This is a genomic window from Bradyrhizobium sp. I1.14.4 (assembly GCF_050435825.1).
Taxonomy (GTDB): Bacteria; Pseudomonadota; Alphaproteobacteria; order Rhizobiales; family Xanthobacteraceae; genus Bradyrhizobium.
In genome coordinates this window covers 196,028-220,710 of record NZ_JBNDLA010000011.1, presented here as the reverse complement: position 1 = coordinate 220,710, position 24,683 = coordinate 196,028, and the positions used below count along the sequence as shown (strand labels likewise).

Annotated in this window: 27 protein-coding genes; 21 read left to right on the top strand and 6 right to left on the bottom strand. The window is 65.7% G+C overall.

Annotated features, from left to right (window positions below; all coding sequences use genetic code 11):
* The first annotated feature begins 13 nt into the window (after positions 1 to 13).
* From ABIB78_RS23115 to ABIB78_RS23090, 6 genes are all read left to right on the top strand, one after another.
* On the top strand, positions 14 to 490 hold the full coding sequence (locus ABIB78_RS23115) for a MaoC family dehydratase (RefSeq protein ID WP_429028897.1): 477 nt from the start codon (positions 14 to 16) through the stop codon (positions 488 to 490).
* Complete coding sequence (locus ABIB78_RS23110; protein WP_429028896.1) at positions 487 to 2,190, top strand: alpha/beta fold hydrolase; 1,704 nt, start codon at positions 487 to 489, stop codon at positions 2,188 to 2,190. Before ABIB78_RS23115 ends, ABIB78_RS23110 begins: the two co-directional genes overlap by 4 nt.
* On the top strand, positions 2,183 to 3,133 hold the full coding sequence (gene phaZ / locus ABIB78_RS23105) for a poly(3-hydroxyalkanoate) depolymerase (RefSeq protein WP_429028895.1): 951 nt from the start codon (positions 2,183 to 2,185) through the stop codon (positions 3,131 to 3,133). The genes ABIB78_RS23110 and phaZ overlap by 8 nt, the downstream gene beginning before the upstream one ends.
* Positions 3,134 to 3,156: 23 nt before the next feature.
* Complete coding sequence (locus ABIB78_RS23100) at positions 3,157 to 3,585, top strand: phasin family protein (protein WP_429028894.1); 429 nt, start codon at positions 3,157 to 3,159, stop codon at positions 3,583 to 3,585.
* A gap of 101 nt (positions 3,586 to 3,686) precedes the next feature.
* Positions 3,687 to 4,904 (top strand): acyl-CoA dehydrogenase family protein, encoded by a 1,218-nt coding sequence (locus ABIB78_RS23095; protein WP_429028893.1) that lies wholly within the window; start codon positions 3,687 to 3,689, stop codon positions 4,902 to 4,904.
* A gap of 72 nt (positions 4,905 to 4,976) precedes the next feature.
* The gene (locus ABIB78_RS23090; protein ID WP_429028892.1) at positions 4,977 to 6,521 is read left to right on the top strand and encodes an acetolactate synthase large subunit; all 1,545 of its coding nucleotides are present in this window, start codon (positions 4,977 to 4,979) and stop codon (positions 6,519 to 6,521) included.
* A gap of 22 nt (positions 6,522 to 6,543) precedes the next feature.
* Here ABIB78_RS23090 and ABIB78_RS23085 read toward each other — a convergent pair whose 3' ends face one another.
* The 5 genes from ABIB78_RS23085 to ABIB78_RS23065 are packed head-to-tail and all read right to left on the bottom strand — an operon-like array spanning position 6,544 to position 10,172.
* On the bottom strand, positions 6,544 to 7,779 hold the full coding sequence (locus tag ABIB78_RS23085; RefSeq protein WP_429028891.1) for an MFS transporter: 1,236 nt from the start codon (positions 7,777 to 7,779) through the stop codon (positions 6,544 to 6,546).
* The gene (locus ABIB78_RS23080) at positions 7,776 to 8,105 is read right to left on the bottom strand and encodes a hypothetical protein (protein ID WP_429028890.1); all 330 of its coding nucleotides are present in this window, start codon (positions 8,103 to 8,105) and stop codon (positions 7,776 to 7,778) included. Before ABIB78_RS23080 ends, ABIB78_RS23085 begins: the two co-directional genes overlap by 4 nt.
* Entirely contained in the window at positions 8,092 to 8,667 is a 576-nt protein-coding gene (locus tag ABIB78_RS23075; protein WP_429028889.1) for an isochorismatase family protein, read from the bottom strand. The genes ABIB78_RS23080 and ABIB78_RS23075 overlap by 14 nt, the downstream gene beginning before the upstream one ends.
* A 40-nt stretch (positions 8,668 to 8,707) precedes the next feature.
* On the bottom strand, positions 8,708 to 9,160 hold the full coding sequence (locus ABIB78_RS23070; protein ID WP_429028888.1) for a MarR family winged helix-turn-helix transcriptional regulator: 453 nt from the start codon (positions 9,158 to 9,160) through the stop codon (positions 8,708 to 8,710).
* Between the two features lie 46 nt (positions 9,161 to 9,206).
* The gene (locus tag ABIB78_RS23065) at positions 9,207 to 10,172 is read right to left on the bottom strand and encodes a LysR substrate-binding domain-containing protein (protein WP_429028887.1); all 966 of its coding nucleotides are present in this window, start codon (positions 10,170 to 10,172) and stop codon (positions 9,207 to 9,209) included.
* A 262-nt stretch (positions 10,173 to 10,434) separates the two neighbouring features.
* Between ABIB78_RS23065 and ABIB78_RS23060 the strand changes: the two genes are divergently transcribed.
* The 9 genes from ABIB78_RS23060 (at position 10,435) to ABIB78_RS23020 (ending at position 18,634) form a co-directional block, all read left to right on the top strand.
* The gene (locus ABIB78_RS23060; protein ID WP_429028886.1) at positions 10,435 to 11,472 is read left to right on the top strand and encodes an ABC transporter substrate-binding protein; all 1,038 of its coding nucleotides are present in this window, start codon (positions 10,435 to 10,437) and stop codon (positions 11,470 to 11,472) included.
* A gap of 69 nt (positions 11,473 to 11,541) precedes the next feature.
* Complete coding sequence (locus tag ABIB78_RS23055; protein WP_429028885.1) at positions 11,542 to 12,585, top strand: ABC transporter ATP-binding protein; 1,044 nt, start codon at positions 11,542 to 11,544, stop codon at positions 12,583 to 12,585.
* A complete protein-coding gene (locus tag ABIB78_RS23050; protein ID WP_429028884.1) occupies positions 12,582 to 13,487 on the top strand; it encodes an ABC transporter permease in 906 nt (301 codons plus the stop codon). Before ABIB78_RS23055 ends, ABIB78_RS23050 begins: the two co-directional genes overlap by 4 nt.
* The gene (locus ABIB78_RS23045; protein ID WP_429028883.1) at positions 13,484 to 14,290 is read left to right on the top strand and encodes an ABC transporter permease; all 807 of its coding nucleotides are present in this window, start codon (positions 13,484 to 13,486) and stop codon (positions 14,288 to 14,290) included. The genes ABIB78_RS23050 and ABIB78_RS23045 overlap by 4 nt, the downstream gene beginning before the upstream one ends.
* Positions 14,291 to 14,298: 8 nt before the next feature.
* Entirely contained in the window at positions 14,299 to 15,435 is a 1,137-nt protein-coding gene (locus ABIB78_RS23040; RefSeq protein WP_429028882.1) for an NAD(P)/FAD-dependent oxidoreductase, read from the top strand.
* Between the two features lie 11 nt (positions 15,436 to 15,446).
* Positions 15,447 to 15,743: a (2Fe-2S)-binding protein gene (locus ABIB78_RS23035; RefSeq protein ID WP_429028881.1), complete on the top strand. Its 297-nt coding sequence runs from the start codon at positions 15,447 to 15,449 to the stop codon at positions 15,741 to 15,743.
* Positions 15,740 to 17,155 carry an FAD-dependent oxidoreductase gene (locus tag ABIB78_RS23030; protein WP_429028880.1) on the top strand — a complete coding sequence of 472 codons (1,416 nt, stop codon included), beginning with the start codon at positions 15,740 to 15,742 and terminating at the stop codon, positions 17,153 to 17,155. The genes ABIB78_RS23035 and ABIB78_RS23030 overlap by 4 nt, the downstream gene beginning before the upstream one ends.
* Positions 17,152 to 18,279 carry an NAD(P)/FAD-dependent oxidoreductase gene (locus ABIB78_RS23025; protein ID WP_429028879.1) on the top strand — a complete coding sequence of 376 codons (1,128 nt, stop codon included), beginning with the start codon at positions 17,152 to 17,154 and terminating at the stop codon, positions 18,277 to 18,279. The genes ABIB78_RS23030 and ABIB78_RS23025 overlap by 4 nt, the downstream gene beginning before the upstream one ends.
* 7 nt (positions 18,280 to 18,286) lie before the next feature.
* Positions 18,287 to 18,634 (top strand): RidA family protein, encoded by a 348-nt coding sequence (locus ABIB78_RS23020; protein WP_429028878.1) that lies wholly within the window; start codon positions 18,287 to 18,289, stop codon positions 18,632 to 18,634.
* A gap of 104 nt (positions 18,635 to 18,738) precedes the next feature.
* On the opposite strand, the gene ABIB78_RS23015 is transcribed toward ABIB78_RS23020, so the two are convergent.
* Entirely contained in the window at positions 18,739 to 19,047 is a 309-nt protein-coding gene (locus ABIB78_RS23015) for a hypothetical protein (protein ID WP_429028877.1), read from the bottom strand.
* A gap of 245 nt (positions 19,048 to 19,292) precedes the next feature.
* On the opposite strand from ABIB78_RS23015, the gene ABIB78_RS23010 reads away from it, so the two are divergent.
* The 6 genes from ABIB78_RS23010 to ABIB78_RS22985 all read left to right on the top strand — a co-directional run bounded on the left by ABIB78_RS23010 (position 19,293) and on the right by ABIB78_RS22985 (position 24,625).
* A complete protein-coding gene (locus ABIB78_RS23010) occupies positions 19,293 to 20,363 on the top strand; it encodes a sensor histidine kinase (RefSeq protein ID WP_429028876.1) in 1,071 nt (356 codons plus the stop codon).
* A 151-nt stretch (positions 20,364 to 20,514) separates the two neighbouring features.
* Positions 20,515 to 21,171, top strand: a complete 657-nt coding sequence (locus tag ABIB78_RS23005) for a response regulator transcription factor (RefSeq protein ID WP_429028875.1) — start codon at positions 20,515 to 20,517, stop codon at positions 21,169 to 21,171.
* 159 nt (positions 21,172 to 21,330) lie between these two features.
* Positions 21,331 to 21,696 (top strand): hypothetical protein, encoded by a 366-nt coding sequence (locus ABIB78_RS23000; RefSeq protein ID WP_429028874.1) that lies wholly within the window; start codon positions 21,331 to 21,333, stop codon positions 21,694 to 21,696.
* Position 21,697: 1 nt separating this feature from the next.
* Positions 21,698 to 23,428 carry an OmpA family protein gene (locus ABIB78_RS22995; protein WP_429028873.1) on the top strand — a complete coding sequence of 577 codons (1,731 nt, stop codon included), beginning with the start codon at positions 21,698 to 21,700 and terminating at the stop codon, positions 23,426 to 23,428.
* Positions 23,428 to 23,928 (top strand): Rab family GTPase, encoded by a 501-nt coding sequence (locus ABIB78_RS22990; protein WP_429028872.1) that lies wholly within the window; start codon positions 23,428 to 23,430, stop codon positions 23,926 to 23,928. The genes ABIB78_RS22995 and ABIB78_RS22990 overlap by 1 nt, the downstream gene beginning before the upstream one ends.
* Positions 23,929 to 24,202: 274 nt before the next feature.
* A complete protein-coding gene (locus ABIB78_RS22985; protein ID WP_429028871.1) occupies positions 24,203 to 24,625 on the top strand; it encodes a DUF3597 domain-containing protein in 423 nt (140 codons plus the stop codon).
* Positions 24,626 to 24,683: the final 58 nt, after the last annotated feature.

Sequence of the window (24,683 nt, the reverse complement as noted above, 5' to 3'; positions counted from 1 at the left end):
GGAGGACAACATCATGAGCAGCCTCACACTTGCCGGCCTGGGTGAGCATGTTGGAAAGGAGGTCGGGCTTTCCGACTGGGTCACGATCGATCAGCAGCGTATCGACACGTTTGCGTCCTGCACCGGCGATCACCAGTGGATACATGTCGACGTTGAACGGGCCAAAAGAGAAAGTCCGTTCCGCGGTCCGATCGCGCATGGCTACCTGACGCTCGCGATGGTGGCGCCGCTCGCGATGCAGGTCGGAATCATTCCGCGCGATGCCGCCGCCGGGCTGAACTACGGGATCGACAAGGTGCGCTTCCTGGCGCCGGTGCCTGCCGGTGCGCGCGTGCGGCTGCGTGTGGTGCTTTCCAGCGTCGAGCCGAAGGACGGCGGCCAGGTGATCATGAAAACCCTCAACACGCTGGAGGTCGAAGGGTCGGAGAAGCCGGCGCTGATCGCCGAAACGCTGGCCCTTCTGATCCCCGCGTCGGGAGCAAAGCAATGAGCACGGAAAATCGCACGCCGGCTCCGCCCACATCCGACATATCCGAGGCCGCATCCAGGAACACGCTGGCGCTCAATCCACTGGTCGGCATCCAGGGACAGGACCTCGTCGAGGGCGCGGGCATCCTGTTCAAGGCCGTCATCAACGAACCGAAGGTCGCAACCGAGCAGTGGCTGTCGTTCGTCGGCGAACTCGGCTCGATCGCTGGCGGCAAGTCGGAGCGGGCGCCGAAGGCGGGCGACAAGCGGTTTGCCGATCCGACCTGGAAGGAGAGCTCGCTGCACTCCGGCCTGCTCAAGGCCTATCTGGCCTGGGGTGAGGCGGTGAGCGGCCTGGTCGACAAGACCAGCCTCAGCGACATCGACAAGCAGCGCGCGCATCTGATCACGGATATCCTGATCGATGCGGTCGCGCCGACCAACACGATGCTCACCAACCCGGCGGCGGTCCGCAAGTTCATCGACACCGGCGGACAAAGCCTTTGGAGCGGCCTGAAGAACTATATCGGCGATCTGACGCAGAATCGCGGCATGCCGTCGATGGTGGACATGAGTGCGTTCAAGGTCGGCGAGAACCTCGCGACCACGCCGGGCGCGGTGATCTTCCGCAACGAGCTGCTCGAGCTGATCCAGTACATGCCGACAACGCCGATGGTGCGGAAGCGGCCGCTTTTGATCACGCCGCCGCAGATCAACAAGTACTACGCGCTCGATCTCTCGCCGGAGAAGAGCATGGTGCGCTTCCTGCTCGAGAGCGGCATCCAGGTTTTTGCGGTAAGCTGGCGCAACCCGACCGCGGCGCACCGCGACTGGGGGCTCGACACCTATGTCGCGGCACTGGACGAGGCGGTCGACGCGGCGCGCGAGATTTCCGGCAGCGAAGACATTTCGCTGATGGGATCCTGCTCCGGCGGCATCACCTCGTCGGCCTATTTCGCGACGCTTGGCACTGCCGCAGAGAAGAAGATCAAGAACCTGGTGCTGGCGGTCTGCCTGCTGGATCCCAACTCGGCCGAGGAGAGCACGTTCGGCTGCCTGATGACGCCCGAGACCATGCGCGCGGCCAAGGCGTCGTCGCAACTGCGCGGCATCGTCGACGGCCACGACCTGGCGCGGATGTTCGCCTGGATGCGGCCCAACGACCTGATCTGGAATTACTGGGTCAACAACTATCTGCTCGGCAACCAGCCGCCGGCCTTCGACATCCTGTACTGGAACGCCGACACGACCCGCCTGCCGGCGGCGCTGCATGGCGACTATCTCGATCTCTATTTCTCCAACCCGTTCGTCAACGCCGGCAAGCTGACGCTCAACGACAAGACCATCGACATGAGCAAGGTCAAGGCCGACAGCTACGTGGTCGCCGGCGTGACCGACCACATCACGCCGTGGAAGGGCGTCTACAAGACCGCCCAGATCATGGGCGAGGGCACCACCTTCGTGCTCTCGAACAGCGGGCACCTGCAATCCCTGCTCAATCCGCCGACCAATCCCAAGGCGTCCTTCATGATCGGGCCGATCTCCGCGGACAAGCCCGATGCGTTCATGGCCTCGGCCGAAAAGCGCAAGGGCAGCTGGTGGCTCGACTGGCGCGACTGGCTGCAGGCGCGCTCGGGCGACGAAGTGAATGCGCCCGCCGCGCTCGGCAGCACGCGCTATCCGACCCTTGCTGCGGCTCCAGGGACCTACGTCTTTGAGTGAGGATCTCACCAGCGCCGATACGGCGACGCCGGCGGCGGTTGCGCAGCGCGGCACGATCGAGACGCGGCAGATCACGGTCGACGGCCAGCTGCTCCAGGTTGCGATCCGGCACGGTGACGGCAGCGGGCCGCCGTTACTGCTGTTCAACGGGATCGGCGCCAACTGGGAGCTGGCGCGGCCGTTGCTCGACGCGCTCACCGGCACCACCGCCATCATCTTCGACGTGCCCGGCGTCGGCGGATCGCCGAGGCCGGCGTGGCCGTATCGTCCGTCGACCCTGGCGCGGCTTGCCGCCGGGCTCGTGGCCCAGCTGGGCTACGCCGAGGTCGACGTCGCCGGCGTGTCCTGGGGCGGCGGCATCGCACAGCAATTCGCGCATCAGTTTCCAAAACGCTGCCGCCGGCTGGTGCTGGCCGCGACCGCACCCGGTTTCACCATGGTGCCGGCAAGCCCCGCGGTGCTGTGGAAGATGGCGACGCCGCGCCGCTACACCGACAAGGGCTACATGAAAACGATCGCCGCCGACATCTATGGCGGGGCGTTTCGCGACGATCCGTCATTGATCGGCCGGCATGCGGCCGCGATGCACGGTGCGCGCAGCATGGGTTACTTCTATCAGCTGCTCGCAATGACCGGCTGGACCAGCCTGCCCTGGCTGTGGTCGCTGCCGCAGCCGACGCTGATCCTGATGGGCAGTGACGATCCGCTGGTGCCTCCGGTCAACGGTCAGATCATGGCGAGCCTGATCCCGAACGCCGAGTTGCGCCTGATCGACGACGGGCACCTGTTCATGGTGACGCGGCCAACGGAAACCGCCGGCCTGATCGAAGCGTTTCTGGCTGACGACAGCCGTCAGGCCGCGTCGTCATCTCTGCTCGCGCGAACGACGAGCTACTTCAGGGATCTCGTTCCAACGTCCGGAGGCGGGCGACAGAAGCCTTAAACACAGCAACCAGGGAGGATATCGTGACCGACAATACCTCTTACATCGAGATGCTGCGGAAGTTCGGCAGTGATCTCGGCTTGCCGAAGCTGAACGTGGACGAATTGCTGCAGGCCCAGAAAAAGAACCTCGAGGCACTTGGCCAGAGCGCGAAGGTCGCGGCGCAAGGCGCGCAATCCGTGGCGCAAAAGCAGCGCGAGGTGCTGGAGGCGGGCTTGCACGAGGCCTCGACGCTGGCCCGCGAATACAAGCCGCTCGGCAAGGTTCACGAGAACCTCGCGTTGCAGACCGAATTCGCGCGAAAAATGTTCGACATTGCCGTGAAGGGTGCCCAGGACAGCGCGTCGACGGCGCGGCAGTCGACCACCGATTCGGTCAAGATCATCCAGGATCGCATGAAGGAAAGCTTCGAGGAGTTCCGCGCCAGCGTCCGTCCGGACAAATCGGGTTGAGAGCGCTCCCGAAACAGCACGCGATCCACCCCGACGGAACGCCACGCCCCGGCGGGGCTCGCGACACAAGGTCAAATCTCGACCGCATCAGGGAGCACAACATGGCGAATCCGCAGGCGACACGAGCTGGAAAGCCGGACTATGCGCCGCCGCCGGTCGACGGCGACTTCTACCGGATTGCCACCGTCCTGAACGAGAAGGAGCGCGCGCTGGTGCAGCGCGTGCGCGCATTCACCGAGGGCGTGGTCGCGCCGGTCATCGAGGAGTTCTGGGCCCGCGACGAATTTCCGTTCGCGATCATCCCGAAGATGGCCGAGATCGGCATCGGCGGCGTCGGCTACCAGGGTTATGGCGCGGCCGGCGGCAGCTGGCTGCTGAACGGCTTCGTCGCGATGGAGCTGGCGCGGGTCGATTCCTCGATCGCGACCTTCTGGGGCGTGCATACCGGGCTCTCGGCGGGCTCGATCTATCTGTGCGGCGACGAGGCGCAGAAGCAGCGCTGGCTGCCTGCGATGATGCGCTTCGAGCAGATCGGCTCGTTCGGCCTCACCGAGCCGCTGGTCGGCTCCGCGACGTCTGGCGGCATGCTGACCACCTGCCGGTGCGAGGGTGACGTCTGGATTCTTAACGGCCAGAAGAAGTGGATCGGCAACGCCACCTTCGCCGACATCAACGTGATCTGGGCGCGCGAGGAGGGCTCCAACCAGGTCAAGGGCTTTGTCGTGGCCAAGGACAATCCCGGCTTCTCGGTCGAGAAGATCAAGACCAAGATGGCGTTGCGCGTGGTGCAGAACGGCCTGATCACCCTGAAGGATTGCCGTGTGCCCGAGGCGGATCGCCTGCAGAACGCCAACACCTTCAAGGACACGGCCAAGGTGCTGCGCATGACCCGCACCGGGGTCGCGTGGTTCGCCGTCGGCTGCGCGATGGGCGCCTATGAGCATGCATTGCGCTATGCGACCGAGCGGCACCAGTTCGGCAGGCCGATCGGCGGCTTCCAGCTGGTGCAGGATCTCCTGGTCAGGATGCTCGGCAACGTCACCGCGACGCAGGCGATGATGCTGCGGCTCGGACAGATGCAGGACGAGGGCGTGATGCTGGACGAACACGCCTCGCTGGCGAAGGCGTTCTGCACCGTCAAATGCCGCGAGACCGTCGGCTATGCGCGCGAGTTGCTCGGCGGCAACGGCATCCTGCTCGAGAACCATATCGGCCGCTTCGTGGCCGACGCCGAGGCGATCTACTCCTACGAGGGCACCCGCGAGATGAACACCCTGATCGTCGGCAAGTCGATCACTGGATTGAGCGCCTTCGTCTGACTGGACGAGGCCGACGCCTAGGTGGGAGCATCATAACGAGCCGAGCGAACAACCGTACGACGGAGAACCGGCATGAACGGCGCGGAAAGTCTTTTGCGGACACTCGTCGCATCGGATGTCGAGGTCTGTTTCGGCAATCCCGGCACGTCGGAGATGCACTTCGTCGCAGCCCTCGACAGGGTCGAGGGCATGCGGGTCGTGCTTGGCCTGTTCGAAGGCGCGGTGACCGGGGCGGCCGACGGCTATGGTCGCATGGCAGAGAAGCCCGCCGCGACGCTCCTGCATCTCGGGCCGGGGCTCGCGAACGGATTAGCCAATCTCCATAATGCGCGGCGCGCGGCGACACCGATCGTCAATATCGTCGGTGACCACGCGACCTATCACGCGCAATATGACGCGCCGCTCGCTTCCGACGTCCATGGCTTCGCACGGCCGGTCTCCGCCTGGGTACATTCGTTGGCAAGTGCCCAGACCGTTGCTGCGGACGGAGCTCGTGCCGTTCAGGCGGCGTTGCAATATCCCGGTCAGATCGCGACCTTGATCCTGCCCGCCGACACCGCCTGGCTGGAAGCCGATCGCCCGGCGCCGGCCTTGCCGAAGCCGACGCCGGCACAGGTTGCGACCGAGGCGATCGACCAGGCTGCGGCCGCGCTCCGATCCGGAAGGAAAACCATGATGCTGATCCGCGGAGCCGCGCTGAAGGAGCGCGGGCTCAGCGCGGCCGGCCGGATCGCCACGGCGACCGGCACACGGATCGCATGCGATACGTTCGCGCCACGTTGCCAGCGCGGAGCCGGCCGCGTGCGGGTCGAACGCATTCCCTATTTCGCGGAGCAAATCGTCGAGTTCATGAACGGGACGGAGCAACTCATCCTGGTCGGCGCCAAACCTCCTGTCAGCTTCTTCGCTTATCCCAACAAGCCGTCCTGGTGCACGCCCGAGAATTGCAGGATTCTCCATCTCGCCCACGCGCATGAGGATGGTACCGCCGCCCTGGAGGCTCTTGCCGACGCAGTGAAGGCCACAGGTCGGCCGCTGCACGTCGGCGTATTGAACAAGCCAGACATTCCGGCCGGGCCGCTTGATGCGCGGACGGCCGGACAGGTCATCGCCCACTATCTTCCTGATGGCGCCATCATTTCCGACGAAGGTGCAACGGCAGGCGGCGGCGTGCATCGATTTGCGGCCATGATCGAGCCGCACGATCATCTGACGCTGACAGGTGGCGCGATCGGACAGGGCATCCCTCTTGCAACAGGTGCTGCGGTGGCCTGCCCGGACCGGAAAGTCGTCTGTCTCCACGGTGACGGTGGGGCGATGTATACGCTGCAGGCGTTGTGGACGCAGGCCCGGGAGTCGCTCGACGTCACCACGGTGATCTTCGCCAACCGCTCTTACGCGATTCTCAACATCGAACTCGGGCGGGTCGGAGCCGGTGATCCCGGTCCTAAGGCATTTTCGATGCTCGATCTGCACAATCCCGAGCTTGATTGGGTCAAACTTGCGTCCGGCATGGGCGTAGAGGCGAGCCGCGCAACATCGGTTGACGAATTCGCGAGCCAGTTCGCCAGCGCGATGAGAGATCGCGGCCCCCGTCTGATCGAGGTCATTTTGTGATTCTGAGCGTCGACCGACCGGCTTACCGCTTCACCGCGGGCGGCAGGTGGCCTGCTTCGGCGTCCCGTTGAAACAGGAAGGTTACTGCAACGATCGCGGCGGCAAAACCGGCGGCGGCGCCGACCCCGAGTGCCCAGCGCGGGCCGAGGTGGTCGGCGACCCAGCCGACGATCGGTGCGCCGATCGGCGTGCCGCCCAGCGCAACGCCGAGCCGCAGCGCCATCACGCGACCGCGCATCGCAGGCTCGGTCGAGAGCTGCATCAGCGCGTTCGAGGTGTTGGTGACGGTCAGCGCGGCGACGCCGATCACGACGAGCGCGGCGGCGAACAGCCAATAGCCCGGCGCCAATGCGGCCAGCGTGCAGCCCAGGCCGAAGATCGCAGCGCCCAGCATCAGGGAAGAGAATCGCGGCTGCTCGCGGCTGGCGGCAAGCAGCGCGCCCGACATCGTCCCGAGCGCCATCACCGACGACAGCAGGCCGAAGCCGCGCGCATCGGTGTGGAACACGCCGACCGCCATTGTGGAGATGAAGATCGGAAAGTTCAGTCCGAAGGTCCCGATCAGGAACAGCATGATCAGCGTCGCCCTGAGGTCGGGGCGGGACCAGACATAGTGAAAACCCTGCATGACGCTGCCCTTGGTGCGATGGGCGCGCGCGTTCGGGCGCAGCTCGGAGGGGCGCAGTAGGGTCAGCGAGGTCAGCACCGCGAGGAACGATGCGCCGTTGAACAGGAACGCCCAGCCGGTGCCGACCGAGGCGATGATGAGGCCGGCGACGGCGGGGCCGATCATGCGCGCAGCGTTGAACGAGGTCGAGTTCAGCGCGATCGCGTTCGACAGGTTGGTATCGCTGACCAGCTCGGCGACGAAGGTCTGCCGCACCGGCGCATCGAGCGCTGCGGCGCAGCCGAACAGGAACGCGAAAGTGTAGACCTGCCAGAGCTGCACCAGCCCGGTGACGGTGAGCATCCCGAGGACGAGTGCGAGCGCGCCCATCGTCGCCTGGGTCGCCATCAGCAGCTTGCGCTGGTTGAAATGATCGGCGGCAAAGCCGGTCCACGGCATCAGCAGCAGCTGCGGTCCGAATTGCAGCGCCATCACGATGCCGACGGCGGATGCGCTATGCTGCGTGAGCTGAGTGAAAACGAGCCAGTCCTGGGCGGCGCGCTGCATCCAGGTGCCGATGTTGGACACCAGCGCGCCGGCCGCCCAGACCCGGTAGTTGAAGCTCGCGAACGATCGAAAGACGCGTCTCATGTTCGCTGAGGTTCATTCCCGCCGTGAAACCGTCCGAACCGTCGCGCCAGGAACAGGCCGATCAGGAGGCCGCCGAGGCCGAGCGCTGCGACGTCGCTGGTGGTTCTCAAGCCGAAATCGCCGACGCGGCAGACCAGGAGATATCCGACGGCGAGGTTGAAGAAGCCCCACACGACGTTGACGGTCGATGACGACAGGCCCTTGCCCGGCGGCTTTGCGAACGGGCTCTGGAACGGTTCGCCCATCATGCCGGCGACGACGTGGGGGATCGCGTTGGTGAGGAAGGCGCCGCCGAAGACGTAGGCGACGAGGTCAAGCCAGTTCATGCGCGTTGGTCCTTTCAAGGAGGTCGATGATCGCCTGCGTCGAGCCGGTTTCGCCGAGCCGCGGGAACACGTGTTCGATGCTGTAGTCATGTGCGTGCGGCCGCGCATCGGTCATGGCGTCGACCGCGAGCGCGACGTTGAAGCCCGCTTCATAGGCCTGCCGGGCCGTCGATTCGACGCCGGTGCCGGTCGCAACGCCGGCGACCACGACATGTGTGACGCCACGGGCTCTTAGCTGGTTCTCGATATCGGTGCTGGCGAACGCGCCCCATGTCCGCTTGGTCACGACGATATCGCTCGCTTGCCGGTCAAGCTCCGGGAGCAGGTCGGTCCAGCCGTCGGGAAATTGTCCACTGTGGCGTGGCCGCTCGGTTCGTCCGGGTGCTGTGCCGTCAACATTGACCAGCACGATCGGCAGTCCGCGCCGTCGAAACGCATCGATGAGAGCGCAGGCGCGCGCCACGACGTCTCCGAACGGATGCACGAACGGCGCGCCGACGAGCCCTGATTGCAAATCGACGACAATGAGGGCGGTGATCGGATCGAGCGTCGTCAGAGCCATGATCGTCTCCTTTCTCGCGATTGGCGCGGTGCGGCCGGCGTCAATCCTCGACCAGCCGTTTCAGCAAGCCGACGGCGGCGGCGAGTTCATCCTGCTCCCGCGCCGACAGCCGGTCGGCGATGGTGCGCGACAGCCAGTCCTGCCGCGCGGCGCGGCCGGTGCGCAGCCGCTCGCGGCAGGCATCGGTGAGCGACATGATGGTTTGCCGGCCGTCGTCCGGATCGGGCGCACCGCGGACCAGGCCCGCAGCCTCGAGCGCGGATATTGCCGAGCTCATCGACTGCGGACGCATCCCCTCCGACCGCGCCAGGCTGGACACGGTCGCTGGACCGTCCTTTTCGAGGCGAAGCAGCACCGCGACCTGGGAAGGCGGCAGGTCGTCACGCTGGCCCTGCTCGCGCAGCCGGCGCTTCAGCGTGCCGATCAACAGGCGAAGATCCTCGGCGAGCGCGGATGTGCGCGCGGAGCCGGTGCGGGCGGGTGAGCTATTCATGTCGGCGGGTTAGCCGATATGAAGGTAAACTGTAAAGATTAACTTATCAGCTAGGCTTCATAATTAGGTGATCGGCACTCTGCCGCCCGGCGTCATGCTCCGGACCGGCGCTTTCCTCATCCAGCGCAACGAGCGCCTGCCGCAGCGTTTCCACCAGTTCCAGCGCAACGGGCGAGGGACGCCGCTGCGGGGGAAACACCGCGGCGAATTCGAAATCGATCCGCGGCAGGAAGCGGCGCGCCACGACGCCGCGGCTCTCGAACTCCCGCGCCGTGAACGGATCGCAGAGCGCCACGCCAAGGCCGGACGAGACCAGTCCGCACATGATCTCCGACAGCATCGTTTCGACGCGCAGGATCCGGCGGACATCGTTGCGGCTGAAGGCCTGGTCGATGAGGTGCCGGCCGGTCGAGCCGGCCGACAGCGAGATGAACGTCTCGTCCTCGAAATCGCCCGGCTCAAGCGTGGCCTTGCTGGTGAGCCGATGGCCGGCGGGAAGAATGGCGACGCGCGGCAGCGCGGGCATCCGCACGCATGGCAGGCCGGAATGCGCGATCGGGGCCTCGGCAAAGCCGATGTCGCACTGATTGTTCAGCACCCAGTCGATGACGATCGGCGAGATCAGACCGAAGAAGGCGAGGTTGAAATTGGGCCGCTCCTTCAGGAAATGTCCGGTGAGCCGCGGCAGGAAGCCGTTGGACAGCGCAGGCAGCGCGGCAATTCGCAGCGTGCCGGTGCGGCGGCTGCGGATCTCTTCGGCGGCCGCGGTGATGCGCTCGAGGCCGACAAAGGAGCGTTCGACCTCCATATAAAGTGCCGTGGCCGCCGTGCTCGGCACCAGCCCGCTGCCACGCCGCTCGAACAGCTCCATCTTCAGCAGCGCCTGGAAATCGCGGAGCAATCGGCTCACCGCCGGCTGGGTCACGGCCATCAGCTTGGCCGCCTCGGTTACGCTGCCGGTCAGCATCATGGCCCGGAACGCCTCGACCTGCCGTGGATTTATCCGCGCCACATTGTTCGTCCTTCATAATATTTCGGCATACGAAGCCTGCCATTATTCATTGGACGGCGAAAGCGAGGGCTGCGATCTTTTTCATCAAGTCTGGATACCGCATGTTTTTTCAGCAGATTGGAATGGCTGAAAGGGGGCTGGCGGTTCCCTGATACCGTATTGCTCGGCCGGGCTTTGGACGGGCGCAAGATCAACACACGCGCCGGCCTCCCGGTCATCGACTCCCGGGACGCCGCTGCGCAGCGAAATGGGAGCTTGGACGATGAAGCATCTTCGCCTTCTGTGCGCAGTCAGCCTCGCGGCGCTGATCTCGCTCTCGTCGCAGGCCTCGGCCCAGCCGACGACGCTCTACGTCGCGGGGTACGGCGGCTCGTACGAGAAGACGATGCGCGACGAGGTGATCCCCGCGTTCGAGCAGGCCAATGGCGTGAAGGTTCAATACGTCGCCGGCAACTCGACGGATACGCTCGCCAAGCTGCAAGCCCAGAAGGGCAATCAGCAGATCGACGTCGCGATCGTGGACGACGGTCCGATGTACCAGGCGATTCAGCTGGGCTTCTGCGGCAAGCTCGACGGCCTGTCGACCATCGATCTCTATGACGCTGCCCGCTTCAAGGATGATCGCGCGGTGGCGATCGGCATCGTCGCGACCGGCCTGATGTACAACACCAAGGTCTTTGCCGAGAAGGGCTGGGCGCCGCCGACCTCCTGGAATGACCTGAAGGATCCGAAGTACCGGCAGCAGCTCGTCATTCCGCCGATCAACAACACCTACGGCCTGGAAGCGCTGTTGATGCTGGCGCGGATGAACGGCGGCAGCGAAGCCAACGTCGATGCCGGCTTCAAGATCTTCAAGAACGACATCAATCCGAACGTGCTCGCCTATGAGCCGTCGCCGGGCAAGATGACCGAGCTGTTCCAGTCGGGCCAGGCGGTGCTCGCGGTATGGGGCACCGGCCGCGTGCAGAGTTTTGCCAGCACCGGTTTCCCCGTCGACTTCGTCTACCCGAAGGAAGATGCCGCTACGCTGCTCACGACCGCTTGCCCGATCGCCAGGCCGAACGCGTCGCCGCTGGCCGGCGCCTTCATCAAGATGCTGCTTGATCCGAAGATCCAGCTCGTGCTGCTGAAGGAATATGGCTACGGGCCGGTGCTGAAATCGCTGGTGATCCCCGAGGGGCTCGGCAAGATGGCGCCGATCGGCGAGCGCGCGGCGAAGCTCTACAATCCCGACTGGACGGCGATCAACGAGAAGCGCGAGGACTGGACCAAGCGCTGGAATCGCGAGGTCGAGCGCTGAGCTCTCGCGAGGGTCGCCTCTCGCCCGCGCCATCAATCCCGGCTCCTTCAATATCCGGAAAGCACATTGATGTCCTTTCTCGAACTCGAGCACGTCGCAAAGCAGTTCGGTTCGCAGACCGTCGTCGACGATTTCAGTCTCACGGTGCGGAAGGGCGAGTTCATCTCGTTTCTCGGTCCGTCCGGATGCGGAAAGACCACGACGTTGCAGATGATCGCGGGTTTCCTCGAGCCTTCACGGGGCACCATCCGGCTCGAGGGGCAAGATCTCACCGCGGTGCATCCCGCCAGGCGCGGACTTGGCGTGGTGTTTCAAAGTTATGCGCTGTTTCCGCACATGACCGTGGCCGAGAACGTCGCCTTCGGGCTGGAGATGCGGCGCGTGCCGCGGGGCCAGCGTGCCGAGCGCGTTGCTGCTGCGCTGGCGATGGTTGGGCTCGCAGGCTATGAGGAGCGCTATCCGCGCCGGATGTCCGGCGGCCAGCAGCAGCGCGTGGCGCTGGCCCGCGCGCTGGTGATCCAGCCGAGCGTCCTGCTGCTCGACGAGCCGTTGTCGAATCTCGACGCCAAGCTGCGCGAAGAGATGCAGATCGAGCTGCGCCAGATCCAGCGGACGTTGGGCACCACCACGATCCTCGTCACGCATGATCAGAACGAAGCGATGTCGCTGTCGGATCGCATCGTGGTCATGAGCCAGGGCCGCATCGAGCAGATCGGCACGCCGCAGCAAACCTATGAGCGGCCGGCATCGGCCTTCGTCGCGCAGTTTCTCGGCAAGACCAATGATTTCGCCGCGACCATTGACCGAACGGCAACCCCGGCACGGCTGGTTGCCGGCTCCTGGCACGCGCCTGCGCCTGCGGTCGCCGCCGGCCGCGTGACGATCAGCCTTCGCCCGGAACGCATCAGCTTTGCCGACGCAGGTCTCGCCGCCACGATTGTCAGCCGGATTTTCCAGGGCAATCATTGGCTGTTCCAATGCGACACCGAATGCGGGCCCGCGCTCGTGGTCCGTCAGAACGACGGCCAGCCGCAGCCGGCCGAGGGCGAGGCCGTTCGCCTTGCCTGGCGGCCCGAGGACATGAGCGTGCGCCCGAGCGGAGGCGCCGCATGAGCACCGTCGACACCGTGTCGCGGTCGGTCGCAGCATCGTCCGACCAGAGTTCGGCGGGCGCGCCATGGCTGTTGACCGCGCCGGCACTGATGCTGTTCGTCGGCGTGCTGGTGATCCCGCTGGCCATGACCGTGATGCTCTCGTTTCACGACTGGGGCCAGTACAAGGGCATCGAGCCGGTCTTCATCCTGAAGAACTGGCGCGAGATCGCGAGCGATCCCTATTACGCGGAGATGTTCTGGCGGACTTTCCGGATCGCGCTGCTCGCGACCTTGATCACCGCCGTTCTCGGTGCGCCGGAGGCCTACATCCTCAACCGCATGAGCGGACGCTGGAAAGGCTTCTTCATGCTGCTGATCCTCGGGCCGCTGCTGATCTCGGTGGTGGCACGCACGCTGGGTTGGGCGCTGCTGTTCGGCGGCAACAACGGGCTCGTCAACAAGCTGCTGATCTCGCTCGGACTGATCAACGCGCCGCTACCCTTCATGTTTACCGAAACCGGCATCGTCGTCGCGCTTGCCCATGTCATGATGCCATTCATGGTGCTTTCGGTCTGGGTCGCGTTGCAGCGCGTCGACCCGCAGATCGAGAACGCCGCGATGTCGCTCGGCGCCGGCGCCTTCACCGTCGTCCGCCGCATCATCCTGCCGCAGATCATGCCCGGCGTGCTGTCCGGGGCGATCATCGTCTTCTCGCTGTCGGCCAGTGCATTCGCCACGCCGGCGATCATAGGCGGCCGGCGGCTCAAGGTCGCGGCGACGCTCGCCTATGACGAATTTCTCAACACGCTGAACTGGCCGCTTGGTGCTGCGGTCGCGGTGCTGCTCCTGCTGGCGCTGGCGCTCATCGTCGTCGGCAGCAACACGCTGATCGAGCGGCGCTATGCCGAGGTGTTCCGATGAGAACCAACGGCCCGCTGGCGCTCGCCTTCCACACAATCTTCGTTGCGGTCATGCTGGCGCCGATCGTCGTGGTCTGTCTGGTCGCCTTCACGCCCGACGGGTTCCTGTCGCTGCCGACCAATGGCTTCTCGCTGCGCTGGTTCAGGGAGATCGCGAACTATCCCGAATTCGTTCACGCATTCTGGGTCAGCCTCGGGCTCGGCATGCTGTCCTCCTTCGTCGCGCTGTTGTTCGCGGTGCCCGTGGCGCTGGCGATTGCCCGCTACCAGTTTCGCGGCCGCGACGCACTCATGGCGCTGTTCCTGTCGCCATTGATGATCCCGCATGTGGTGCTCGGCATCGCGTTCCTGCGCTTCTTCACCTCGATCGGCATGGGCGGCAGTTTCGCGGCACTGTTGGTTGCCCATGTGATCGTGGTGTTTCCGTTCGCGCTGCGTCTGACATTGGCGGCGACAACCGGCATGGACCGCTCGATCGAGATGGCCGCCGTCTCGCTCGGCGCCGGAGGCTGGACGCTGTTTCGCCGCGTGACGCTGCCGCTGATCCTGCCCGGCGTGATCAGCGGCTGGGCGCTCGCCTTCATCCAGTCCTTCGACGATCTGACCATGACCGTGTTCCTGGCCGCGCCGGGCACCGAAACCCTGCCGGTCCGCATGTTCCTCTACATCCAGGACAACATTGATCCGCTGGTGACGTCGGTATCCGCGAGCGTGATCGCGATCACCATGACGGCGCTGATCCTGCTCGACCGTTTCTACGGGCTTGACCGTGTGCTCGCCGGCAAGAGCGATCCCGGGCGATAGGAGAACCCATGCACAAGGATTATGACGTCGCTGTCGTCGGCGGCGGTCTGCTCGGCTCCGCAATTGCCTGGGGGCTTGGCCGGCTCGGCAAGACGGTGGCCGTGCTTGACGAGGGCGACATCGCCAAACGCGCTTCGCGCGCAAATTTTGCGCTGGTCTGGGTGCAGAGCAAGGGGCTCGGCATGCCGGCCTATACCGGCTGGACGGTGCGGGCGTCGGAAAGCTGGGGCAGGCTGGCCGCCGCATTGAAGGACCAGACCGGCCTCGACGTCGCCCTGCAGCAGAATGGCGGCTTTCATCTGACGCTTGGCGAGGAGGAGTTCGCGCAGCGCGGCGAACTCGTCACGCGCATGCACAACCAGGCCGGCGCAGCCGACTACAGGATGGAAATGCTGTCGGCGTCCGCCGTCAGGAAGATGCTGCCGCTGATCGGTCCCGAAGTTTCGGGCGGCAGCTTCTGTCCGTTGGACGGTCATGTGAATTCCCTGCGCACGTTCCGCGCCTTTCATACCGGCATGAAGCTGTTTGGCGTCGACTATCTCCCGGAGCGGCCGGTGTCCGCGATCGCCCGCGATGGCGGCGAATTCCGGCTCTCGACGCCGCCGGGCGAAATCCGTGCGGCCAAGATCGTGCTTGCAGCCGGCAACGCCAACCAGAAGCTGGCACCGATGGTCGGCCTGTTCGCGCCGATGGAGCCGACGCGTGGCCAGATCGTCGTGACCGAGCGCACCGTGCCGTTCCTGCCGCACCCGCTGACCACGGTGCGCCAGACCGACGAGGGTACGGTGATGATCGGCGACAGCCGGGAAGAGCAGCTCGATGATCGCGTGGTCAATCACGCGGTGAGCGCGGTGATGGCGGATCGCGCGCAGCGCATGTTCCCGCATCTCGCGCGCCTCAATGTCGTCCGCACCTGGGCCGGCATCCGCGTGATGTCGCAGGACGGCTTTCCGATCTACGACCAGTCGGAGAGCGCGCCCGGCGCATTCGTCGCCTGCTGCCATTCCGGCGTGACCCTCGCATCCAACCATGCCTTCGACGTCGCGCGCATGGTCGACGCCGGCGCGCTCGAGCCGGACTTGGTGGGAGCATTCTCGGCCCGCCGCTTCGGCGCCGCCACTGCGCCGGGCATGGGCGCGCACTGAAGAGGCATCAGATGTTCAAACGAACCGATCAAGACAACCGGCCACACGTGCAGATCTTTGTCGACGGTACGGCCATTGAGGCGCGGCAGGGGGATACAGTTTCCGCGGCGTTGCTGGCCTCGGGCCGCGACGTGCGGCGCGCCACCGCGGTCAGCGGCGCGCCGCGGCTGCCTTATTGCATGATGGGCGTGTGCTTCGACTGCCTCGTCACCATCGATGGCGTCGGCAATCGCCAGGGCTGTCTCGTACCGGTCACTGAGGGCATGCAGATCGAAATCCAGAAAGGCAAGAGGGAGATCGGCCGATGACGACCCCTGGTCGCGACAATTATGATGCCGTGGTGATCGGAGCGGGCCCGGCGGGGCTTGCCGCGGCGGCGATGGCGGCCGGAGCCGGCCTGTCGACGCTGCTGCTTGACGAGAATCCGGGCCCCGGAGGCCAGGTCTGGCGCGCCATCGCATCGACGCCAGTGAAGGCGCCCGAACTGCTGGGTGCCGACTATTGGGCGGGCGCCGAACTCGTCAACGCGGTGCAGTCGAGCGGTGCGGAGATCGTTCACCGCGCGATGGTCTGGAGCCTCGATCGTCAGCTCGAGATCGGCGTCTCGGTCGGCGGCGCGTCGTCCTTCATCAAGGCGCGGCGCGTGATTCTCGCGACCGGCGCGCTGGAGCGGCCGTTTCCAATCGCCGGCTGGACGCTGCCGGGCGTGATGACCGCGGGCGCCGCCCAGACGATGCTGAAATCGTCGGGCCTGGTGCCCGATGGCCGCACCGTGATCGCGGGCCAGGGACCGCTGCTGTGGTTGCTGGCGGCCCAGATCCTGCGCCTCGGCGGCCGGATCGATCGCATTCTGGATACGACGGAGCGCCGCAATTACCTCGCGGCATTGCCTCACGCCTTCGACTTCGTGACATCGCCCTACTTCGCCAAGGGCATGGCGATGATGCGGGAGGTGAAGGCGAGCGTTCCGGTGACCACAGGGGTCAGTGAGCTCGCCGCCGCCGGCGAGGGCCAGCTTGCGCGCGTGAGCTATGTCGCCGGCGGGCGGCGCGAGACGATCCCTGCCGAGCTATTGCTGCTGCACCAGGGCGTCGTGCCGAACGTCAATCTCGCAATGGCGGCCGGGATCGAGCATCGCTGGGATGACCGGCAACTGTGCTGGTCGCCGGTGCTCGATGCCGATGGCAACACGTCGGTCGAAGGCATTGCCATCGCGGGTGACGGCGCCGGCATCGGCGGTGCGACCGTTGCGGTGGCGCGTGGCCGCATCGCCGCGCGCGCCGCAGTCGAGGCGCTCGCGCCGGCCGCCACAGCAAAGCTCACCGCCGAGAACGTGCTCAGAACGGCGCTGGCGAAGGCCGAACGCGGCCGCGCCTTTCTCGACGTGTTGTTCCGTCCGGCGCAGCAGTTTCGTGTGCCGTCGGGAGACACGATCGTCTGCCGCTGCGAGGAGGTGACGGCCAAGGATATCCTCGACGCCGTCGCCATCGGTGCGACAGGTCCGAACCAGCTCAAGGCCTATCGCCGCACCGGCATGGGGCCGTGCCAGGGGCGTCTTTGCGGTCTCACCGTCACCGAGCTGATGGCGCAGGCGCGCGGCAAGAGCCCGCAGGAGATCGGCTACTACCGGCTGCGAGCGCCGGTGAAGCCGATCACCTTGGCGGAGCTTGCGGCGCTGCCGCAGTCGGAGGCCGACGTCAAAGCGGTGGTGCGCGGATGAACAAGCTTGCGGATGCCATCATCGTGGGTGGCGGCATCCACGGATGCTCGACCGCGCTTCACATGTGCCTGGCCGGCATGAAGCCGGTGCTGATCGAGAAGGACTATGCCGGCCGGCACGCCTCCGGCGTCAACGCCGGCGGGGTGCGGCAACTTGCAAGGCATGTCGCCGAGATTCCGCTCTCGATTCGCTCGATGGACATATGGGCGCGGATCGAGCAGCTGGTCGACGACGATTGCAGCTTCGAGAGCCACGGCCAGGTGCTGGTCGCCGAGCACGCGGCGGAGCTGGAAAACTGCCGCGCCCGGGTCGCGGAGTTGAACGCCCTCGGCTTCACCCATGAGGAACTGATCGACGGTGCCGAACTGCGGCGGCTGGTCCCTGCCGTAGCCGAAACCTGTCCCGGCGGCGTGGTCTCGCGGCGCGATGGTGCGGCCAATCCGGCCCAGACGACCACGGCGTTCCGACGTAAGGCCGCGGCGCTCGGCACCACGGTGTGCGAGGGCGTTGCCGCAACCAACATCCGACACCGCGACGGGCTATGGCAGGTCGATGTCGGCGCCGATAGCTACACCGCGCCGGTCCTCGTGAACGCCGCCGGCGCCTGGGCCGGGCGGATCGCCGCCAGCCTTGGGGAGCCGGTCCCGGTCGAAACAGTGGCGCCAATGCTGATGATCACCTCGCGCGTGCCGCATTTCATCGATCCCGTCGTGATCCTGCGCGGCCGCAAGCTGTCGTTCAAGCAATTCGCCAACGGAACCGTGCTGATCGGCGGCGGCCATCTGGCGACGCCGGATCAGGACCGCAATGAGACCATGCTCGACTGGCGCAGCCTGTCGGTGAGCGCGCGCACGGTGTTTGAGCTGTTTCCGGTCATGCGCGGCGCGACAATCATGCGCGCCTGGGCCGGCATCGAGGCCCGCACGAAAGACGATTTGCCCGTGCTCGGGCCGAGTGCCCGACACAAAGGGCTCTACCACCAGTTCGGCTTTTCGATGCATGGCTTTCAGCTCGGTCCCGCCGCAGGCGCGGTGATGACCGAGTTGATCGTGAACGGCGGCACCCAGACCCGGATCGGCGATCTCGGTATCGATCGCTTCCACACCTCCCAGACCCAAAGATGAGGATATCATGACCATTACCCGCAGCATCCGCACGCCGATCATGCACCGTGCCGTTGAGGCCAACGGCTTCGTGTTCGTCGGTGGGACGATCGCCGACGACACCCGCGTCTCGATGGGCGAGCAGACCCGCAACATCCTCGGCAAGATATCCGGCTATCTGAAGCAGGCCGGCACGGACACCTCGCGGATCGTCAGTGCCTCGATCTTCGTGACCGACCTGTCGAAGAAGAAGGAGATGGACGCCGTCTGGACCGAGTTCTTCGCCGACGAACTGCCCGCGCGGGCAACCGTCGGCGTCGCCGATCTCGGCGGCGGTGCCCTGATCGAGGTGGTGGTGACCGCGCTCAAGGGCTAGCGCATGATCCGGCTCCGGCGCTGGAACGCGGTGGGGTCAGGTTGAATCGTCATCGCGCTCCAGCATGATCCGGAAAACCGCTTCGCGCTTTTCCGGATCATGCTCTAGACCTCTGCATCCGCTGCTCGGTCGGAATAGATTTCCCGTGCGCGCTTGGTCACGGCCGCGTAGCGCCCGGTCGCGCTGAGGCTCATCAGGCCGGCGCGTACCAGTCCGAGAATGGCGCGTCGCGAGTGGAACGGTCCGGTCTTGCTCGCGGCATATCCGCGCGGGTAGAGCTGCAGGCGGCCGGTGAGCGCTTCCTGCAACGCCAGCTTCTGGGTCCCGCTCAGGCGCCGGCGCCGCGCGGGCTTTGCCGCCTCCGCCAATATGCGCAGCTCGATGCGCGACGATTTCCGTGGCGCGGCGCTCATTGTCAGCTCACACTCCGGTCGACCGGCGCGGCCCTCCCAGGGCGTGGCCCGGCTGGCGTCGCCATCGGCGACGGCATTTGGCACATCATGGATTGCGCCTTTGCTCATTCTTGAGAGACAACCGCATTTCGAGCGGCGGCGGCATCTGACGAAGGTCAGGATCGGTTGTGACGAAAGTCATATTCGTTTGCGGCCGCTGCCGGCTTACGCCAGAGTGGGCTGCTCGCTGAGTTGATGGGCCACGCATGATCGATCTGAGCGCGGATTTGCTTGCGGCCGCAGAAGCCGATGTCATCGGTCTCGCCGTCATCGGTGCCGACCGAAGCATGCAGCGGAAAATCGGGCGGCTGGTCGAATGGCTTCCCGCAATCGGCATCGATTGCTGCGACTGCATGCTGCTGGTCGGCATGGAAGCCGAGTTGGCGGCGCTTGCCGAAGGCCAGCGGGACATGATTGCACTCGCCGGTGTGCGTGGTGCGTCGCCTGACATCACGCAGCCGATGACGGCGGTCGTGCTGTGGAATGGCGCGCGGTCGCACTACTTCGTTATCGCCATGCCGGATTTCGCGGGCCGTCAGGTCGAAGCGCTGCTCGGAAGCGAGCGCCGGGCCCGGCGCCTGATGGAGCAGCAGCTCGAGGCGGCGAGCGCGGAGGTGCGCTTTGCCTCGCTGGCGCGGACGCGTCTTCGGTTGGCACGCGATCTGCACGATACGCTGGTGCATTCGATCGTGGCGCTGCTGACCCAGATCCGCCTGATCAGGCACTACCTGACGGCCGATCCGGCACGCGTGGCGGACAGCCTTGCGACGGCGGAAGACGCGGCGGCGAGCGGCCTCTCGCGCGCCCGCGAGGCCGTCGCGCGCCTGCGCATGCCCGACGATTTGAAGCTTGATCCCGATGTCGAGGGACTGCTGAGCGACTTCGCCGCACGCAGCGGTGTCAGGGTGTCGATCCAGATCGACGAGCAGGCGCGGGCCGGCCTGCGCGACTGCGGCTTGACGGTTCAACGCATCCTCAGCGAGGCCTTGCGCAATGTTCAGGCACATGCGCAGGCGCGCCGCGTCTCCTTTCACGCGTACGATCAGCCGGCCGCCGTAGGCCGAAGGCTCATTGTCGAGATCCACGATGACGGCCGCGGCTTCGACCCCGCGGTCCCGACACCCGGACATTTCGGATTGATTGGAATGGCCGAATTTGCTGAACTTGTCGGCGGAAGCTGCGCGGTGGAGAGCGCGCCCGGACAGGGAACGCTGGTCCGGATATCGCTCCCCGTGGCGGTGCCGCCGGCGGCGTCTGCCGGCGTGCTGGCCGATTGATGTCGTTGCCGCGCATTCAGCGCGTTTTTTGAGCGAAGTGGCTACCGGTTCGCGTAAAGAGAACGCGACCAGCAAAAAGACAAGAGCATGATCCGCTTCAATCGGATCATACTCTGGAGCGACAGGACCTTCGAGAGGATGACGGAAGCCCGTGAGCACTATTGAGAAGGTACGGGTGCTGATCGCCGAGGATCAGACGCTGATCAGGGAAGGCATCGCCACACTGCTCGCCCAGCAGAACGACGATTTCGAGATCCTTCCCGGCGCTGCCGACGGCGAGCAGGCCATCGAATTCGCGCGGCGCTATCGGCCGGACGTCATCCTGATGGACCTGCAGATGCCGCGCGTCGACGGCATCGCGGCGACCCAGCGGATTCTCCGCGAGCTGCCGCAGACCCATATCGTGGTGCTGACGACGTTCGAGACCAACGATCTGATCTTCGAGGCGGTGAGCGCGGGCGCCAAGGCGTATCTCCTGAAGGATGCCAGGATCGACGAGATCGCGGGGACGATCCGCGCCGTGATCAACGGTCAATCCGGGCTTTCGCCCAGCGTCGCCGCGCGTATCCTCGACGAATTCAAACGGCTGCGCGGTCCGCGCATCTCGGCGAAGCTGCCGGTTCGCGACGGGCTGACGGCGCGGGAGAATGAAATTCTCACGCTGATCGTCGAGGGCAAGAGCAATACCGAGATCGGCGAACGGCTGCATTTGGCCGAGGGAACCGTGAAGAACTATGTCAGCACGATCCTGGAGAAATGCCAGGTCAAGAACCGTACAGAACTCGCAATAAAGGCAATAACTTACTAGAAATAATTGTCCGCGACCGCACAACCGTTCGGTTGATCCGGCTGAGATTGCTCGCCTTTCTCTGGGCCGCGCCCGCAAAATTGGCTATAACATTGTTTCGGATTTGCTTTTGACACCGCAGGTCCGGATTGCGCAGCTTTGAGTAAGCAGGGATTGACCATGAAGGGTATCGAGCGCCAGACCAAGGGGACCGACGGACTGGCAGACGCTGCGGCGGCCGGGAACGGCGCGGATGCCGCGGCGCATGGCACGGCGACGATCGATCAGGTCCGCGACCTCCTGTTCGGCGGCGCGCAACGCTCGCTCGAGACCAACCTCTCGGGTCTGCGCGACGAGATGCAGGCATCGCTCAAGCAGATGCAGGCGGACTTCACCAACGAGCTCTCCGCGCTTCAGGCGCGGCTCTCCGACCTCGAGCGGGATACCGAGCAGAAGCGCCTCGACTCGCTCAAGGATGTCGGTGCGGCCATCACGCAGCTCGGCGCCGCCATCAGCGGATTGGGATCCGGCCGCACGGGCAAATAGCATGGCAGCTGCTGCCGGCCAGAATCGCGAGATCGAGCAGCTCAAGATATTGCTGTTTCAGCCCGAGGCGACGCGTCTGACGTCGCTGGAGGCCGACCTCGACTCGCTGCAGCGCTATGTCGGCAACGCCGACCGCCTGGAGACGGCCACTGCCGGCATTCTGGTCGAGGCGCTGGAGCGCGCCGAGGTCAACCGGCCGCGCGAGCTTGCCAGCGCGATTGCGCCGGTCGTGGTCTCCGCGATCCGGAGCGAAATCAAGAATTCGCGCGAGCAGATGATTGAGGCGCTCTATCCGATCGTCGGCCGGCTGGTCAGCGCCGCGGTCGCGAACGCGTTCCGGGAACTGGTTGCCTCGCTCGAGCAGCGCATCAATGCGCTGACTTCGGCGCAATTGTGGGTCGGGCGCGTCAAGTCGCTGGTGACGGGACGACCGATCAGCGAGTTCGTGCTCGCCGATAGCCCGCCGCAGATCAACCGGCTCTTGATCATCGAACGCGGCAATGGCCGCCTGATCGCCGACTGGAAGCGCGAGGCGAGCCCGGACGAGCGCGCCGACCTGCTCAGCGCAATGGTCGCGGCGATCCTCGAGTTCTCCGTGCAGGCGCTCGCCGGCGAAGGCAATCTGCAGACGCTCGATTTCGGCGGGCGGCAGCTCGCGCTGCGCGCCTCGCCGCGCTTCATCCTGGCGGCGGAGTGCCTGGGGCCGCTGCGTCCCGCCGACAACGCCAGGATCAACTCGCTGTTTTTCGATGCGATCGAGCGCATCGACCGCGGCGCGGATTGCGATGCGCCGATGCTTGCGTCGCTCGCGGCCGCGATCGAGACCGACGACGCGCCGCACAGGATCGCGAGCCGGCGCGGCAAGGTGATCCTGTTTGCCGTGCTCGCCGCCGTGGCCGCGCTGTTGCTTTATTTTGCCGCGACCGCGGTGACGCGCGCCCTGCTGGAGCGGCGGACCCATGCCGCGCTGGAGCAACTCGCCACGCAGCAGCCGTTGCTGGCCTCGTTCCCGCTGCGGCTCGACTTCGACCATGGCAGCCGAAGCGTCGCGGTCTCGGGCATCGAGCCGAGCCAGCTGGAGACCGCGCCGTTGCTCGACGCGCTCACGGCGGCGGCAGCGCCCTACAAGATCGTCAACCGCATCGGGCTGATGTCCACGCCGGAGCAAATGGCGGCATCGCAGGCCGGCATCGCGGGCCTGCAGGCGAGCCTCGACCAGATGCGCGAGGCGATGAGTACGCAGGCAAAGTCGGGCGACCAGAAATACGCCGGGCTGACCGCGCAATATGACAGGCTCGGCGAGCAATACGCGAGATTGGGCGAGCAATATGCAAAGCTGCAATCCGTCGTCGATGGCCCGGCGGCGCGGCTCGACCGCTTCATCGCCTCGACCGCGATCTTCTTCGTCAACAATTCAGACGAACTCCTCGACAACGACCAGGCCGAGCAGCAGCTTCGCGAGCTTGCGGGACTGTTGGCGAGCAACGATCTCAGGCTGCGGATCGTCGGCTATGCCGATCAGAGCGGTACCGAAGGCACTAACAAGACGCTGGGGCGCAAGCGGGCGGAGCAGGTGCAGCGCAAGCTGACCGCGCTTGGGGTCGACCCGTCGCGGCTGATCCTGGTGTCGCGCGCCGCGACGATGCCGATCACCGACCGGGTCGACGCCACCGTCGGCGGCAACCGCCGGGTGGCGTTCGAGACGGTCTATCGAGGCGAAGTGGCCCGCTGATGCTCACCGCAAAAGTCATGCTGCTCGGCGATATGGGGGTCGGCAAGACGTCGATCCTCTATCGGCTGATCTACAACCGGTTCGAGGGCCAGTACAAATCCACGCTGGGCGTCGAGATCCTGAGCCATGACGTGGTGCCGGCGGACGGCAGCGATCCGATGCGCCTCGTGCTGTGGGACACCGACGGCGATTTCGGTACGCAGATCTTCGACACCGTCTATGTCACCGGCGCGTCCGCGGCCATCATCGTGTCCGATGTCACCCGGCCGCAGACCGTGACCCGCATGGTCGAACTGGTCCGCGGTTTCGAGGAGCGATTCCCAGGCCGGCCCTACCGGGCGCTGTTGAACAAGATCGACCTGCCGGAAGCCGCGGGAAGCGCCGGCGCGATCGCCGAACTCGCGAAGTCGAGCGTCAAATCGGTCAGCGCCAAGACCGGCGCCGGCATCGCGGAAAGCTTTGTCGAACTCGCCCAGACCATCCGCCGCCGTCAGCTTTAGCTCGCAACTCGCGCTTGTGTCAGCCGCCCCGACTTCTCGGGGCTGGCGAATCGGGCCGGGGCGGCTGACTTCATCGCACGTGGGGCGTGCGATGAAAGGCTCTCGCGCGGCCGCTGAAGCCGCACACTTTCCCCGCCAACTGCACCACGCCGTCCCACACTCCGATAGTGACGATGGTCATCTTCCGCTCGGCCAATGGCCTGCCTATCGTCCGCCACGTCACCGGAACCAGCCGCGAGACGAACGCTGTCTCGGGCGCACGGAGTGAGAGAACATGAGCATTTTTGGAAACATCATGGGTGCAATCTTCGGCCACGGCGCCCAGGCCAGGACGGTTGAGACCAAGACGGCCGAGACCATAACGACGGCAGCGCCCGGCGGCTCGCCGGCGGCACCATCGACGTCCGCATCCGCGGCACCCGGCACGCCTGCGGCGCAAACGGTCGACGTCGCGGCGATCGTCGACAAGGCCGCGGCCGCCACCGGCGAGAAGCTCGACTGGCGCACCTCGATCGTCGACCTGATGAAAGCGCTCGGCCTCGACAGCAGCCTTTCGGCGCGCAAGGAGCTCGCCAAGGAGCTGCACTACACCGGCGATACCAACAACACCGCCACCATGAACGTCTGGTTGCATCAGCAGGTGATGGCCAAGCTTGCCGCCAATGGCGGCAAGCTGCCGGACGACATCAAGACCTGACGGTCTGCCTTTGAGCCGTGCGCGACGCTCGCGTCCCGCACGGCTTCGGACGATGTGT